We start from the raw sequence: 14,923 nt of genomic DNA on the forward strand, positions 1-14,923 counted from the left end.
TTGCTTTTTACCATCGTTTTACTTCTTTATAATTCAAAACCTATGATCTCAATATTAATATACTGCAAATAGTCTGCATGTGCTGGCCGCAGTTTATATGATTATAGCTATTTAAAAACCTATCCAGGATATATTCATGAAGGTTTGCGAAAAGCGGGCTTACACTTCCATTCGCCAGGGCTTGCTACATAGCCCATTTTATAGTATTGATTTTCAACACATACAACCACACGTTGTTAAATAACAACCACAAGTAGTATGATTACAACTAACAGGTTCCGCCTTTTTGCTGATTGTAGGGAAAGACCAGAATATCTTTGTACTGTCAAAAAAATAAAACCAAAAGATAGCATTATGGATACTAAGATAATCGGCGGCAAAATCGCCCAGGCACGAAAGAGGGTAAATATGTCTCAGGCGCAACTTGCCCAATTGCTATTCATCAGCCCACAGGCAGTTGGAAAATGGGAACGCGGAGAATCAATACCCGATCTCATTACTATTAACCGGCTCGCGGAAATTCTGGGTGTCGACCTTAACTATTTTTCAGAAAACTTCCCGTCCACAAACGATGAGATGGCATTTAAAATGCCCCCTGACAGTATTGGCGACATTGAGCAACCGGAACAGGAGATCGCCAACCTTTCCGACTCGCCGGAGCAGCAGTTGCTGACGAACTTCAGCGGAAGCGACCTGACAAAGAGTGACTTCGCAGGCGTTACAGCACATAAAATGAAATTTAATGGGAGTGCATTGCGTGGCTCCGACTTTGCGGGCGCAGACCTGACCGGCAGCAAATTTACGGGCAGCGATGTACGTGAAGCCAATTTCGACGGAACGAATCTGACAGATTGCACCTTATCCGCCATTAACCTTACGGATGCCACCTTCAACAAGACCATTCTTGTACGCACCGAATTCAGCGCGTCAGAGCTGACCCGCGCAAAATTCACAAACGCAAAACTGATTGACGTAAAACTTATCAAGACCGACCTTACAAAAACAATCTTTGAAAACTGCGTCTTTAACAACGTGGACTTTAATTATTCCGACCTGCGGGGATTATGCCTTGACGGACAGACCTTTATTGGCGTCAAGTTTCACAACGCAGCACTGAATGAAGTCACGTTTAATGGCGCGACACTCAAAAATGTATCCTTCCGTACAACCTTCGCATTGACCAATAAATATTACCGGGCTATCAATACCATCCGCTTTGACGGCGCGATGATGGATAAGCTGACTTATGCCTCACTCAAAGGCATTGGGGCCGATTTATCAAAAGTTACAATTATATAAGGAGGCAAGTATATGCAAAACAACGCAATTCAAGTGATAGGACTGCAAAAGTCCTACAGGCAGCTTCATGTCCTGAAAGGAGTAGATTTCGAGGTGGAAAAGGGCAGCATTTTCGCCCTGCTCGGCCCCAATGGCTCAGGCAAGACAACGATTGTTAAAATCCTCACCACATTGTTGAAACAAGACAGTGGCCATGTTACTGTAAACGGATTCAACGTTGTGTCAAAACCCGACAATGTACGGCGGTCGATTAGTCTGACCGGGCAATTTGCGGCTGTGGACGAGGTCTTAACCGGGCGGGAAAATCTTGTCATGATCGCCAGACTGTGGCACCTTAGCAATCCGCGTCAGGTCGCAGACGATTTGCTTAGACGCTTAGGTTTGACTGATGCCGCCGACCGCAGGGCTTCTACTTATTCGGGAGGTATGCGCCGCAGGCTGGACATCGCCATGAGTCTTGTTGGAAAATCTCCGCTTATTTTCCTCGATGAGCCGACAACCGGACTTGACCCCGAAGCTCGCATTGAGGTTTGGAAGATTGTCAAAGAGCTTGCTGGTAACGGCACGACAGTATTCCTGACCACCCAGTATCTGGAGGAGGCCGAACAGCTCGCAGATAAGATTGCTATTCTTCATGAGGGTAGGATTATCGTGAGCGGCACACTGGCGGAACTGAAAAAGTTGTTCCCGCCTGCAAAGGTTGAATACATTGAAAAACAACCGACGTTGGAGGAGATATTTCTTGCAATTGTTGGAAAAAAAGAAAAGTAAAATGGAAACTATAAAGAACTATTTTTTTATGGACATGAGTGTTATGCTTGGACGTTCCATGCGTCATGTCTTCCGCAGCATGGACACCATCATCACGGTTACCATCATGCCCATTGCGATGATGCTATTGTTTGTCTATGTGTTGGGCGGCGCCATTCAAACCGGCACCGATAACTATGTGAATTACCTATTGCCCGGTATACTGCTAATTGCCGTTGCAAATAGTGTAGGCTACGTATCTTTTCGCCTGTTTACCGATGTACAGCGAGGCATATTCGAGCGTTTCAACTCCATGCCGGTTGCACGTTCGGCCGCATTGTGGGGACACGTGCTGACCTCGTTGGTATCCAACGCAATTTCGGTTGTCGTAATCATTATCGTAGCGCTCATTATGGGCTTCCGCTCATCGGCCGGGGTATTCTCCTGGCTGGCCGTGGCCGGTATACTCGCGATGTTTACGCTGGCCCTGACATGGATAGCAGCGATTGCCGGATTGTCGGCAAAAACAGTGGATGGCGCAAGTGCAATCGCCTATCCGATTCACTTCCTACCGCTAATCAGCTCAGCGTTCGTGCCAACCAAAACGATGCCGCCGGCCGTGCGTGCCTTTGCAGAAAATCAGCCGCTTACCTCGATCGTAGAGGCCATACGGGCACTACTTTCAAATCAGCCGGTAGGCAGTGAAATATGGGTTGCTCTTGCATGGTGCGTCGGAATCATGCTCATGGCTTGTGGCCTTGCGATGAGAGTGTATAAGAAACAGGGGTAAAAGGCGGCAGTTCATTGACAGATGTTCACATGAATTTAATCAGGAACTGATCACTTTTCGATGTTGTCTTCCCCAGTTTATCAAACTTTCAACAATGGGATATAAAGACGTGCAATAATCAGTCAGCCTATATTCTACCGTTTTGGGGAAATCAGGATCTTCAATCCTTAGCACCAGGTTATTAAGTTCCATCACTTGCAACTCCTTTGACAGCATAGCAAAGGTAATGCCTGGTATATTTCTGGCAATCTCCCGGTAACGATAGAGGCCATTGTACAAGGCTACAATGATAGGCATACGCCATTTACCATTCAACACATACAGCGCATCCTGGGCATACCTGATTTCTTCCTGGTCTTTAATCGTACAGATGTACGGCTTCTCTTTATTCTCTTCTTTTTCCATGTGCTATGGTTTACTATAGCGTTTTCAAGAGTGAAAAATACACCTTTTACTTTTGTTAAAAGAAACAACAAAATTAAAGATACATTCTTGATAAAATGGAACAGATTAGCACTTCAATCTTTAAAGAGAAAAATTACAAATTACTGCATCTCAACATCGAAAACGGTGTAGCTAGTGTTACTTTAGACAATGTACCAGTCAATGCGTTGAGCGGTAAACTGATAAAAGAATTGCGACAGTTACTCAGTGACCTGTCTAAGGATAATGATGTTAAAGTGATCGTATTTGATAGTGCGAATCCCGATTTTTTCATCGCCCACGTGGATATCAATATCCTGGAAGAACAAGATATATTGGACGAATTGGGCAAGGCAGCACCAGAAGGGCTGAATATCTTCCAGGCCGTCGGCGAAATGCTCAGGGAACAACCTCAGCTAACGATTGTAAAATTGAAAGGCATAGCCCGTGGTGGAGGCGCCGAATTTGTCGCAGCTGCCGATATGAGCTTTGCTTCTTTGGAAAAAGGGAAACTGTCCCAATGTGAAGCCTTGATGGGCATTATACCCGGAGGAGGCGCTACACAATACCTTTCTATGAGAATGACCCGTGGCCGTTCGTTAGAAGTCATCTTAGGAGCCGATTTGTTCGATGCTGCTACTGCCGAGCGCTATGGCTGGATCAATCGTGCTGTACCAGATATGGAAATAGACACGTTCGTAGGCCAAATGGCAAAACATATTGCAGCCTTACCGGAAGGAGTAATAGCAACAGCAAAAAAAGTATTGCCTCCGGTAAGAAATGTAGAAGGTTTCAAAGCAGAAAATGATGGTTGGGCAACATTGGCATTTTCTCCCAGAACGGCAGAGATTATGAAAGGAGCAATGGAACATGGGGCACAGACCGTAGAAGGTGAATTAAAGCTGGAAGAACTGCTCAGGAGTTTAATATAGTTTACATGGCTGATACTAAATATAAAAAGTACGTTCATCAGGATAGGAGTATCATTTCTTTTGTAAACGCCCCGCCCATTGTTTGCCCCCGCCGGGATGTCCACTACATTTGGATATCATATTGGGTAGTACACATGGAAGAGTTAAATTTGCACGGTGTATCAGGAAAAGTAGCTGAAGAGTATAGCAAATGTTAATTATAAAACAAGTAATGCGTTGATGAACGTTTCTGATTTTATTATAAATGACAAAGAGCAAGTAACACTTAACGATGTCTTATTAAGCCATGACAATAAAACAAAAATTGAGCAGCTTATAAAAGAGCACTTCTATATAGAAGAACTGCACAAGTTCGGGCTACCTGTAAACAATAAATTATTGCTGCATGGCAGTTCCGGTTGTGGTAAAACAACAACGGCCAAAGCAATTGCAAAGGCCTTAAACAAACCACTACTGATATTAGATCTGAGTAATATTGTGTCTGCCCGCATCGGAGAAACCTCACAGAATATCAAACAGGTTTTCGATAAAGCCATCCGGGAAAAGGCAGTACTGTTCCTTGACGAATTTGACCAGGTTGGCAAAGCGCGTGGCAATGACGATAAAGATGTTGGAGAAATGCGTAGATTGGTGAATACACTTATACAACTTATCGATTACTATCCTGAAAGAGCATTGCTAATCGGAGCCACTAACCATGCACAAATTATAGACAAAGCACTATTAAGACGATTTCAGCTCCATATAGCGTATGAGATGCCAAGCGCAACTGAACTGGATAAATATTATGATAAACTGCTAAATAAATTCCCCGACGATATGCAGGCGATTAAACGCCGGTATAATATATCATACGCAGAAGCAAAGGATGACGCCTATACACAGATAAAAGCCACAGTTCTCAGGAACCTGGAGAATAAGCTCCCCGAAAAAAGCCAGTTAGTCGCAGAATAATGGCGATTCACATATTTCTTTCATGAAGCTTTTTCATGTCTGTTATATTTGGCACTACTTTAATCTGAAGTAATAACTGCTTACGTAAGCGTTTTTTACAGTAAATTATCAATTATGCGTTGTCTTGTATTATTGCTGGGCATTCTTGGGTTGAGTTATTGCACAACACAGGCACAAAGTGCGGACCTGCTCGTAGTCAATAAAATTAAAACAAATGGTAACATCGATGGCAATCTTGCATTTGTGAACCTTACCTCGGGCAAAGTGGTCAAAACTATTCCAGTAGGCAAAGAGCCACATGAAGTTACAGTTTCAGCAGACAGGCATTATGCCATAGTTAGCAATACAGGTAGCTATCAGGAGCCGGGAAATACCCTATCTGTAATCGATATTGCTGCGCAAAAAGAGATACACCGGGTCGATCTTGGCCCCTTGTGGAACCCCCATGGCTTAATAGCTATAAATGGCCTGTTTTATTTTACGGCCGAAGGTGCACGTATGATTGGCGCTTATGACCCGGCAAGCAACAAGATAGTGTGGCTGAATGGTACAGGACAGGATGGCACACATACATTGGCCGCCACCAGGGACGGAAAATATCTTGTTTCTACCAATCGCGGCTCTGGAACCATTTCTATATTTTACCTGCACAAACAACGTTGGGGGAACAACAATAATAAAGCTGATAACGAAGAAGAAAAGCCAGACCCTCTGGCTGCTGGTTCATGGCAGGAAACCATTGTGCCTGTCGGGAGAAACCCCGAAGGTATTGCTGTCAGTCCCGATGACAAACAGGTATGGGTGGGATTGAAAAATGGTGAAGGGGTAGCTATTGTTGATCTTGCACAACAAAAGAAAGTAGACAGTTTCTTAGTTGATGGTGCTAAACAATTATCAAGACTTAAGTTTTCCTTAGACGGTAAATATGTTTTAGGTACCGACAACTGGCCTGATGGTAATCTCGTCATTATAGATGCAGCCAGTCATAAGGTGGTTAAGACAATCTCCCTGGGTATGGGAGCCGAGGCTATATTTATCGAACCGGATGGCAGACATGTTCTTGTAGGCGTTACCGGTAAAGACAATGTAGCGGAAATAGATCTGCAAACTATGACGATAAGCCGTCGTTTTGAGACGGGTAAAGGGCCGGACGGAATGGCCTGGATCGGAAATGGCAAATAGCTGAACGGAACCTCACTCAGGAAACTCCAGCAAAAAAAGCATGGAAAAATAATAACGGCAAGCTTTAGCAATAAAAAAACGGCTCTATTTAAGTAGGGCCGTTTTTTTATTTAAAATTGGCCCTACCGCCATTGAATAACAAGTAGCAAACACTGACAGAGTCTGGTCTCCCCGGGCCATCACTGATATTAGCAACGGTAAGTTTAAAGCGTAAATAAAGATGCTGAATACGGGAATTATGCATCTTATTGTTATTTTTTTAGAACAAGCTTCATGCATCTGATGGTTTGTCCCCTTTTTGTGAGTATTTGTATAAATCGCTTTCCTTCAGATCATCGACCTCTCCTGTAAGCCCTCCAGGCCTGATCTCTAAGAAACCCTAAATATTTCCGGAAAATAAATAGCAGCTAAGGAGAAAGATGCCCCATACACCCATTAAACATGTGATAAACATCATTCTTTTATCACAAAAAGATGATATTTTTCACTATATTCAATGACCCAAATCATAAATAAGTAACCGAACAGCCCCGACTTTTGCATAGTGAAGTTCTTGATTCACCAAAAATCTTTCCTTTATGAAACTAAAACTCTTCTGTATCGCCTGTTGTGCAATAACCGTTGCACTCTACAGCTGCGGAAACTCCGAACAAAAACCACCACCATCGAATGAAACGGCCGAAACATCCCCCACAGAGCCAGCACCAACACCGGCGGCTTCCGGAGATGCGAAAGGCGTTGGAAAATTTACGAATGTTCAATTGACACATCCCCTGGATGAAAAGATGATCGCCGCAGGACAACAAACCTACGATATAAAGTGCGCCTCCTGTCACAAAACGACCGGTGAGAAACTGGTAGGCCCCGGCTGGAAAGGAGTCACAGACCGCAGAACACCTGAGTGGATCATGAATTTCATCACCAATACTGATGAGATGTTAAACAAAAACGCTGAAGCACAGGCTATGCTCGAAATCTGTATGGTCAGAATGCCCAATCAGAACCTAAAAGATGAAGATGCGCGTGCCATCCTTGAATTCATGCGCAAAACCGATGGTAAGAATTAGTTGAATTCTCTTCTCAATTATATAAATGAATTTTATGAAAAGGCTTTCTTTTCTAATGATCTGCTGTGCCGTTTTGGGTAGCATGCAAAGTTGTAAAATGAAGAATACTGAATCAGCCGTAAGTGGCGACGCTGCATCCAAAGTATATGTAGCGCCCGGCAAGTATGATGAATTTTACAATTTCGTCTCCGGCGGTTTTAACGGCCAGGTTACTGTGTATGGCCTACCTTCCGGCAGGCTATTAAAAATGATACCGGTATTTTCGCTGAACCCGGAGAACGGATATGGATATAGTGAGGAAACCAAAGACATGTTGAAAACAACTGCCGGTTATGTTCCCTGGGATGATCAGCACCACCTGGAGCTATCCCAGACAAACGGAGAACATGATGGCCGCTGGTTATTCGCGAATGCTAACAATACTCCCCGCATTGCCCGTATCGATCTTTCAACCTTCAAGACAATGGAGATACTGGAAATTCCGAACAGTGCGGGTAACCACTCTTCACCCTTCATTACTGAGAATACGGAATATGTGGTAGCAGGTACCCGCTTTGCCGTACCTATGGGCAACGAAGATGTTCCTATCAATTCCTTCAAACAGAACTTTAAAAGTACCGCCACCTTCGTACGTGTAGATAAAACTACCGGCAATATGGATATCGCCTTCCAGATCATGCTGCCAGGTATGAACCTTGATCTGAGTCATGCAGGTAAAGGCCCTTCTCACGACTGGTTCTTCTTCTCCACCTATAATACCGAACAGGCCAATACACTGCTTGAAGTAAATGCTTCACAAAAAGATAAGGACTTCATTGTAGCGGTAAACTGGAAAAAAGCAGAAGAATATGCCAACGCAGGCAAAGGAAAAAGACTACCTGCCGGATATGTACACAACACTTTTGACGAGCACACACAAAACACTACTTCCACATTGCAGAAAGATGTACTGGTGCTTGATCCAAAAGATTGTCCTGATATGCTGTATATGATTCCATGTCCTAAATCTCCACATGGATGTGATATAGATCCTACCGGCGAATATATAGTGGGCAGCGGGAAACTGGCTGCATTGATCCCTGTGTTTTCATTCACCAAACTCCAGGCTGCTATTCAGAATAAAAAATTTGAGGGCGTTTACTACGGCATCCCTGTGGTAAAATACGAAGAAGCACTGTACGGCGAAGTGAAAAAGCCCGGTTTAGGCCCATTACATACAGAGTTTGATGCAGAAGGTAATGCATATACCTCCTTCTTCATTTCATCAGAAGTGGTTAAATGGAATATTAAAGACCTTAAAGTAATTGACAGATCTCCTACCTTCTATTCTGTAGGCCACCTGATGGTACCTGGCGGTGATACGAAGAAACCTTATGGTAAATACCTCGTTGCGTATAACAAGATCACCAAAGACCGCTTCCTCCCAACAGGGCCGGAACTGGCACAGTCTGCACAGCTCTACTCCATTGAAGGAGAGAAACTAAAGCTGTTGCTGGACTTCCCCACCTTTGGCGAGCCTCACTATGCACAGGCATTACCCGCCCAGAAAATAAAGGATAAGAGTACGAAGTTCTACGACATCATGCAGAACAAACACCCATTTATAGCACTCGGTGAAAAGAATGCAAAAGTTATCCGCCAGGGCAACAGGGTGGATATCTATATGACCGCTATCCGGTCTCATTTAACACCGGATAATATAGAGGGCGTATTCGTCGGCGATGAGATCTATTTCCATGTCACCAATCTTGAACAGGATTGGGATGTTCCGCACGGCTTTGCCATAAAGAACAATGCCAACGCTGAGTTGCTGATCATGCCCGGCGAGACATCCACATTGAAATTTATTCCGGATAAACAAGGCATCTATCCATTCTATTGTACAGACTTCTGTTCTGCTTTGCATCAGGAAATGCAGGGCTATCTGAGAGTTTCCGCTAAAGGCAGCAACGTACCACTGAAATATGGTACGAATGCTACAGATACAGCAGCCGTACTTACAGCACAAAAATAAACCTGTTCCTTTACTAATGGCAGTACCCGTTGGTACTGCCATTGTTATCTTTTGACGCATGAATAAATTAAGCGCATTCGGGAAAGGAAGCATCATCCTGGTCATCATCTTTCTTGCCTCTTTGTGGATATTCCCCATGTGGCAGATCGACCTGCGGGCGCCACAGTATCCCGGAGGTCTCTCTATGAAGATCTGGATCAATGATATTACCGGAGATGTGGACATCATTAATGGCCTGAATCATTATATCGGGATGAAAACTATTCACAAAGCGGATTTCCGGGAATTCGTCTATCTGCCGGTTGCTATACTTTCTTTCATGGGACTGGGAGTGGTGGTATTGCTACTCAATAGGAGAATCGGTTACTATCTGTGGACTGCTGTATTCCTGGTGCTCGGACTGTTTTCATTCTATGACTTTTATAAATGGGAATATGATTACGGTCACAACCTGAATCCCGATGCACCTATAAAAGTACCCGGTATGGCGTATCAACCACCACTTTTAGGGTATAAGAAGATGCTGAACTTCGAAGCCCTGTCTCAACCACATGTCGGAGGATGGTGCTTCATTCTTGCCGGTGTATTGCTACTGGCAGGCTGTTATTATGAACGAAGAAAATCTACACGACTATGAACAACTTATTGTTTTTAGCTGCCATATTCATAGCCCTGCTCCTTACTTCCTGTAAGCGCAGCTTCCAGCCGATCGACTACGGTAAAGAGGCCTGCGCTCATTGCAGAATGGTAATCATAGATAAAAAATTCGCCTGTGAAATAGTAGATAAAAATGGGAAAGCATACAAATTTGATGATCTGATTTGCATGAAAAAATTCACTGGCGAACAATCAATGCAGGAGAATGAGTTATTGCTTTTTGTCGCCGCATTTAATGAACCGGACAAATACATTGATGCTAAAAAGGCCATTCTGTTAAAAGCGGATGTATTCAAAAGCCCCATGAGCGGAGGGCTCATCGCTGTTGAAACTGCTGAAGCTGCAACACACATTCAACATTCAGTAACGCATGCCCAAAAGACAACCTGGCAAGATCTAAAATAGCAATCATGTCGCCTCACAAGTTGATCATATTACTGCTTATACTCCTGCCCGGTTTATCCCGGGCAAAGTCCGTAAAGGTATATCCCGGCCAGAATAGTTTTCAAAAAGCCATTAACGCAGCAAAACGGAATGATACACTTTTGCTACAACCGGGAATATATAAAGAACACGATATTCTTATCAATAAAAAACTCGTGATCGTTGGGGTACAGTATCCTATAATTGACGGCGAACATAAGTCCCAGGTCCTCTTTATTACGGCTGATTCAGTCATAGTGCAGGGCCTCCAGGTGCAAAACACTGGCCGCTCCAGCATGACAGATATGGCTGCCATAAGGGTACAGAATGCTAATCAGGTTATCGTTCGTAGCAACAGAGCATTCAACAATACCTACGGTATCTATTTGCAAAACGCCGGTTCCACTGTTGTACAGAACAATGTCATCCAAGCCAACTCAGAAGATGAATTGAACAGCGGTAACGGTATCCATGCATGGAAATGCCATAACCTGGTAATTGCAGGAAATGACATTTCAGGACATCGTGACGGCATCTATTTTGAGTTCGTCACGGCTTCTTCTATTAGAGGGAATGTTTCACACAACAATGTTCGTTATGGATTACATTTCATGTTCTCTCATAATGATACCTACACTGACAACCGCTTTTCAGACAATGGTTCAGGTGTGGCGGTTATGTACTCCAAAGGCGTAACGATGACCGGCAACATCTTCCGGCACAACTGGGGAGATGCGGCATATGCCATCTTATTAAAGGAAATTTCAGATAGTAAGATCAATCATAACCAGTTTCTAAAGAATACCGTTGGCCTGTATATGGAGAGTACTACCAACATTGCAGTAAGCGAAAACCAGTTCGTTGAAAATGGCTGGGGCATTAAAGTAATGGCAAGTTGCTCAGGAAGTGATTTCACGAGGAATAACTTCACAGCCAACTCCTTTGATGTTGCCACGAATGGCACCACTATGTTAAATCACTTCAGCGAAAATTTCTGGGACAAATATGACGGTTATGATCTGGATAAAGATGGAACCGGCGATGTGCCTTATTACCCGGTAAGCGTCTATTCTGTTGTTTCCGAACGTATACCAACAGCGATGATCTTGTACCGGAGTTTTCTTACAGGCATCATGGACCAGGTGGAAAAAGTAATGCCAAGCATTATACCGGATCAACTCAAAGATGATACTCCAAGAATGAAAAAGTGGAAACTATGATTAAGATCGAACATCTCACCAAGTCTTTCGGCAAGTTTGCCGCACTGAAAAATATCAACGTCCATATGCGACAGGGACAGGCCATCTCATTGCTTGGACCGAACGGATCAGGAAAAACAACCCTGATAAAATCTATTCTCGGCCTTGTGATTCCGGAGAAAGGTAATATCACCATTAACGGTCAATCAGTGAAGAGCGACTGGTTGTACCGCTCATTAATCGGTTATATGCCGCAAATCGGACATTATCCTGATAATATGACCATAGACCAGGTATTTTCCCTGATCAGGGAAATGAGGAAGGATACACAGAATTATGACGAAGAACTGATCTACGGATTTCAGTTAAATAAGCTCGGCAACAAGACGATGCGCAGCCTGTCGGGAGGAACAAGGCAGAAGGTAAGTGCTTCACTTGCATTCCTGTTTTCGCCCAGCGTGTATATTCTTGACGAACCCACTGCCGGTCTTGACCCCGTTTCAAGCGAACTGCTAAAGGAGAAGATCCAGAAAGAAAGGGAGGCCGGCAAGCTCATATTGATCACCTCCCATGTACTGAGTGATCTCGAAGGAATAGCCAGTCACATTATTTATCTGCAGGATGGAGAGCTTCTTTTTTACAGAACTGTTGAAGAGCTTCAGGCAGCCACAGGTGAAGAAAAACTAAACAGGGTGATTGCGCATATCATGAAAAATGAATCACGCGTTGCCAAAACCATACAGTGATGAAAACAATTATCAAATATGTTCTGCTTGATCTGATGCGGAACAAGGTCATACTATTTTATACCATTATTTTATCAGTACTCGCGGTGGGCGTCTTAGGCATTGACGATAATCCCACAAAGGGATTATTGAGTTTACTGAATATCACCTTGCTGTTCGTGCCACTTATCACGATCCTGTTCTCCACCATTTATTTTTTCAACGCAATAGAATTCACAGAGCTGCTGTTATCTCAACCTATCAAGCGGAATAAGGTTATTCTGGCAGAGTATTCAGCCCTCACATTGTCTTTGTCTGCTGCTTATGCCGTGGGAATTGGAATACCGCTGTTGCTGCTTGTATCCGGTATTGAATCATTTATTCTGACGCTGATTGGCATACTGCTCACTTTTGTATTCTCCTCACTTGCCCTGCTGATCTTTGTTAAGTGCCGGGATAAAACCAAGGGAATAGGGATCGCCATTGCAACCGCACTATTCTTTACATTGCTGTTCGACGGATTTCTGCTTGCGTTTATATATTCTTTCAGCGATTATCCGATAGATCAGACAGTAGTCGGTATTATTGCATTCAATCCTATTGATCTCGCGAGGGTGCTGATGTTACTGCATCTGGATGTGGCAGTACTGATGGGTTATTCCGGCGCACTTTTTAAAAAGTTCCTGGGCTCAGCCACCGGCAGTATTTTCTCTATAGCTTGTATGATGCTGTGGATTATTGTTCCCTTATTACTTTCAGTCAGGATATTTAACAGGAAGGACCTTTAAGCGGCCATCCGTGTCAATAACAGGACTGCGCCGATATATGGTCCGCCTGTTTTGAATGGCCATCAGCAAAGCTCCGGAGCACAGGCAAACCGCAGCGAGCAATAAGAGCCAGTCAAGCATTGAACTACTCATCATTAACATATATCCAAGTCCCTGGGAAAAGAGTGCCAGTTCGTTCAGGACAATACCTGCTACAAATGTCCATAATGCTATTGCACCCATCCTGTTGTATTTGAATAGTCTGTTCTCAATACAATAAGCAAGTATAAACAACGAAACGAATCCTAGCAATACCAAATGAAGGAAGCCTATTATTATTGGCCGGTTTGAAAAGGCAAGTACACCTAGTGAAGGTATGATGGTCAGCGCCTGGAAGATCAATTTAAATATGAAAGCGATCATCGCAATACCGACAACTTTTTTAGTAAGCGGCTTCGTTTTCTGAATGCCAGGCAACAATGCCGGGAGCATAAGCAGGAAACATATCAGTGTGGCTATCAATAAAATACTTCCCGCAAAAGCGATTATCTGAAAGAGGTTGCTGATCTCATGCCAGAGATAACATAGAAACATAGTAGGTAATACAGAAGCAGTTAATGACCATGTAAACCACTTTGTATACCTGTTATCTATCTTCAGATAGTGTAACATCAGGGCAAAGACAGATAAAGAGAAGAAACCACTGTATTGCAGGTGTAGATAACTGTATATGGCGTCCCTGTATAAATATGTCTGCTGCGATTTTGTTGCCATCAGGTATGCCAGCGTGAAAGCGCCTGCCGAAGAAAGGGACATATATATAACAGCCCCGATAGAGAGTACTTTTACTGAGCTGACCACAGCAGACTTCCAGATATCTTTAATAAAAACAACAGTGAACGCGTAAGAAGAAAAAATAAACAGGTTCGAAAACAAAATACTGTAAAGTCCATATCCCTGAAACGGGAAAGTGAACAACATGCCATAGGAGGTGATCAGAATAGCTGTCAGCATCCATTTATATATCGCCTTCCCTGCGTATTCAGACGGTAAAATAATATAGGCCATCAGCGACAACAAAGCGACCGTAATCCAGCCTCCAAAGGCAAAATGTGAGTGCGCATGTAGCAGGTACCTAAAATCCAGGAAAGGGATATTGAAAAGTATCTTACCTCGCAATACCAATCCCAGGAGTGCCACCACTGCCAGATTCGCCAAGGCTATTTGTATCCAGGATGCCAGGGATGTATTCGCTATTCGTCGGTGAAGGCCGCCTGTTATCCCCCACCACCAACCAGATTTATGGCCCGCAGATAACGGCGCCAGTTTCTCATTTCTCGTTCCTGACTTCCTTGACTCCATAGCAATATCAAAATTAGTAAAGTTGTCAATAAAAGACAAATTTATCCTTTTTTAACTGTTGCTATTATTTCTTTAATGAGCCATTATCAGTCATTTTCGACACGGGAGATAAGGTAATGCAACCTATTGAAAACACCAATGTCAGCCAGCCTGAAATGGTAATTTACAACAATCTGAAACGGGTACTGGCTGCCAGATTAGGACCATATATACTGTATATATTCCAATGGAGGTTCTTTTCAGAAGATATCGCCGGAACCGGACTTGGCCTATCCAGGGGTAATAATATTGACCCTTTGCTGGATCAATATGGAATGACGTTGGCACCTCGCTTTTAATTATATAAGTCTGTACGCCGACGGCGTACAGACTTATTATC

The 14,923-nt window shown here is 43.6% G+C and carries 15 protein-coding genes; 13 read left to right on the forward strand and 2 right to left on the reverse strand.

Annotation, left to right across the window (positions count from 1 at the left end; all coding sequences use genetic code 11):
* Positions 1–354: 354 nt before the first annotated feature.
* Genes F3I09_RS27365 through F3I09_RS27375 form a run of 3 tightly spaced genes read left to right on the forward strand, consistent with a single transcriptional unit; the run spans position 355 to position 2,839 of the window.
* The gene (locus F3I09_RS27365; protein ID WP_149698241.1) at positions 355–1,299 is read left to right on the forward strand and encodes a pentapeptide repeat-containing protein; all 945 of its coding nucleotides are present in this window, start codon (positions 355–357) and stop codon (positions 1,297–1,299) included.
* A gap of 12 nt (positions 1,300–1,311) precedes the next feature.
* Positions 1,312–2,070, forward strand: a complete 759-nt coding sequence (locus F3I09_RS27370) for an ABC transporter ATP-binding protein (RefSeq protein WP_149698242.1) — start codon at positions 1,312–1,314, stop codon at positions 2,068–2,070.
* Between the two features lies 1 nt (position 2,071).
* Positions 2,072–2,839, forward strand: coding sequence for an ABC transporter permease (locus F3I09_RS27375; RefSeq protein WP_149698243.1), 768 nt, complete (start codon positions 2,072–2,074; stop codon positions 2,837–2,839).
* Between the two features lie 39 nt (positions 2,840–2,878).
* Here the strand turns inward: F3I09_RS27375 and F3I09_RS27380 are convergent, their stop codons facing one another.
* On the reverse strand, positions 2,879–3,244 hold the full coding sequence (locus tag F3I09_RS27380) for a helix-turn-helix domain-containing protein (protein ID WP_149698244.1): 366 nt from the start codon (positions 3,242–3,244) through the stop codon (positions 2,879–2,881).
* A 95-nt stretch (positions 3,245–3,339) separates the two neighbouring features.
* Here F3I09_RS27380 and F3I09_RS27385 point away from each other — a divergent pair, with 95 nt between their 5' ends.
* The 10 genes from F3I09_RS27385 to F3I09_RS27430 all read left to right on the forward strand — a co-directional run bounded on the left by F3I09_RS27385 (position 3,340) and on the right by F3I09_RS27430 (position 13,203).
* Positions 3,340–4,194 carry an enoyl-CoA hydratase/isomerase family protein gene (locus F3I09_RS27385; protein WP_149698245.1) on the forward strand — a complete coding sequence of 285 codons (855 nt, stop codon included), beginning with the start codon at positions 3,340–3,342 and terminating at the stop codon, positions 4,192–4,194.
* 219 nt (positions 4,195–4,413) lie between these two features.
* Positions 4,414–5,148, forward strand: a complete 735-nt coding sequence (locus tag F3I09_RS27390; protein ID WP_149698246.1) for an AAA family ATPase — start codon at positions 4,414–4,416, stop codon at positions 5,146–5,148.
* 114 nt (positions 5,149–5,262) lie between these two features.
* Entirely contained in the window at positions 5,263–6,330 is a 1,068-nt protein-coding gene (locus tag F3I09_RS27395; protein ID WP_149698247.1) for a YncE family protein, read from the forward strand.
* A gap of 578 nt (positions 6,331–6,908) precedes the next feature.
* Positions 6,909–7,397 carry a cytochrome c family protein gene (locus F3I09_RS27400; protein WP_149698248.1) on the forward strand — a complete coding sequence of 163 codons (489 nt, stop codon included), beginning with the start codon at positions 6,909–6,911 and terminating at the stop codon, positions 7,395–7,397.
* 97 nt (positions 7,398–7,494) lie between these two features.
* Entirely contained in the window at positions 7,495–9,411 is a 1,917-nt protein-coding gene (gene nosZ, locus F3I09_RS27405; RefSeq protein ID WP_223233403.1) for a Sec-dependent nitrous-oxide reductase, read from the forward strand.
* A gap of 58 nt (positions 9,412–9,469) precedes the next feature.
* Complete coding sequence (locus F3I09_RS27410) at positions 9,470–10,048, forward strand: hypothetical protein (protein WP_223233404.1); 579 nt, start codon at positions 9,470–9,472, stop codon at positions 10,046–10,048.
* Positions 10,045–10,473 (forward strand): hypothetical protein, encoded by a 429-nt coding sequence (locus F3I09_RS27415; RefSeq protein ID WP_149698250.1) that lies wholly within the window; start codon positions 10,045–10,047, stop codon positions 10,471–10,473. Before F3I09_RS27410 ends, F3I09_RS27415 begins: the two co-directional genes overlap by 4 nt.
* Before the next feature lie 5 nt (positions 10,474–10,478).
* Positions 10,479–11,711 carry a nitrous oxide reductase family maturation protein NosD gene (nosD, locus tag F3I09_RS27420; RefSeq protein ID WP_149698251.1) on the forward strand — a complete coding sequence of 411 codons (1,233 nt, stop codon included), beginning with the start codon at positions 10,479–10,481 and terminating at the stop codon, positions 11,709–11,711.
* Positions 11,708–12,436, forward strand: a complete 729-nt coding sequence (locus tag F3I09_RS27425; RefSeq protein WP_149698252.1) for an ABC transporter ATP-binding protein — start codon at positions 11,708–11,710, stop codon at positions 12,434–12,436. The genes nosD and F3I09_RS27425 overlap by 4 nt, the downstream gene beginning before the upstream one ends.
* Entirely contained in the window at positions 12,436–13,203 is a 768-nt protein-coding gene (locus F3I09_RS27430; protein WP_149698253.1) for an ABC transporter permease subunit, read from the forward strand. The genes F3I09_RS27425 and F3I09_RS27430 overlap by 1 nt, the downstream gene beginning before the upstream one ends.
* Here F3I09_RS27430 and F3I09_RS27435 read toward each other — a convergent pair.
* Positions 13,171–14,544 carry a hypothetical protein gene (locus tag F3I09_RS27435; protein ID WP_149698254.1) on the reverse strand — a complete coding sequence of 458 codons (1,374 nt, stop codon included), beginning with the start codon at positions 14,542–14,544 and terminating at the stop codon, positions 13,171–13,173. The genes F3I09_RS27430 and F3I09_RS27435 overlap by 33 nt on opposite strands.
* Positions 14,545–14,923: the final 379 nt, after the last annotated feature.

The organism is Chitinophaga sp. CF418 (assembly GCF_900142925.1).
GTDB lineage: Bacteria > Bacteroidota > Bacteroidia > Chitinophagales > Chitinophagaceae > Chitinophaga.

Excerpts from the sequence above, each read along its gene's own strand:
- F3I09_RS27415 (WP_149698250.1), top strand. The coding sequence starts at position 10,045 with ATGAACAACTTATTGTTTTTAGCTGCCATATTCATAGCCCTGCTCCTT.
- F3I09_RS27410 (WP_223233404.1), top strand. The coding sequence starts at position 9,470 with ATGAATAAATTAAGCGCATTCGGGAAAGGAAGCATCATCCTGGTCATC.
- F3I09_RS27385 (WP_149698245.1), top strand. The coding sequence starts at position 3,340 with ATGGAACAGATTAGCACTTCAATCTTTAAAGAGAAAAATTACAAATTA.
- F3I09_RS27380 (WP_149698244.1), bottom strand. The coding sequence starts at position 3,244 with ATGGAAAAAGAAGAGAATAAAGAGAAGCCGTACATCTGTACGATTAAA.
- F3I09_RS27370 (WP_149698242.1), top strand. The coding sequence starts at position 1,312 with ATGCAAAACAACGCAATTCAAGTGATAGGACTGCAAAAGTCCTACAGG.
- nosD (WP_149698251.1), top strand. The coding sequence starts at position 10,479 with ATGTCGCCTCACAAGTTGATCATATTACTGCTTATACTCCTGCCCGGT.
- nosZ (WP_223233403.1), top strand. The coding sequence starts at position 7,495 with ATGAAGAATACTGAATCAGCCGTAAGTGGCGACGCTGCATCCAAAGTA.
- F3I09_RS27395 (WP_149698247.1), top strand. The coding sequence starts at position 5,263 with ATGCGTTGTCTTGTATTATTGCTGGGCATTCTTGGGTTGAGTTATTGC.
- F3I09_RS27425 (WP_149698252.1), top strand. The coding sequence starts at position 11,708 with ATGATTAAGATCGAACATCTCACCAAGTCTTTCGGCAAGTTTGCCGCA.
- F3I09_RS27435 (WP_149698254.1), bottom strand. The coding sequence starts at position 14,544 with ATGGAGTCAAGGAAGTCAGGAACGAGAAATGAGAAACTGGCGCCGTTA.
- F3I09_RS27390 (WP_149698246.1), top strand. The coding sequence starts at position 4,414 with ATGAACGTTTCTGATTTTATTATAAATGACAAAGAGCAAGTAACACTT.
- F3I09_RS27430 (WP_149698253.1), top strand. The coding sequence starts at position 12,436 with ATGAAAACAATTATCAAATATGTTCTGCTTGATCTGATGCGGAACAAG.
- F3I09_RS27365 (WP_149698241.1), top strand. The coding sequence starts at position 355 with ATGGATACTAAGATAATCGGCGGCAAAATCGCCCAGGCACGAAAGAGG.
- F3I09_RS27375 (WP_149698243.1), top strand. The coding sequence starts at position 2,072 with ATGGAAACTATAAAGAACTATTTTTTTATGGACATGAGTGTTATGCTT.
- F3I09_RS27400 (WP_149698248.1), top strand. The coding sequence starts at position 6,909 with ATGAAACTAAAACTCTTCTGTATCGCCTGTTGTGCAATAACCGTTGCA.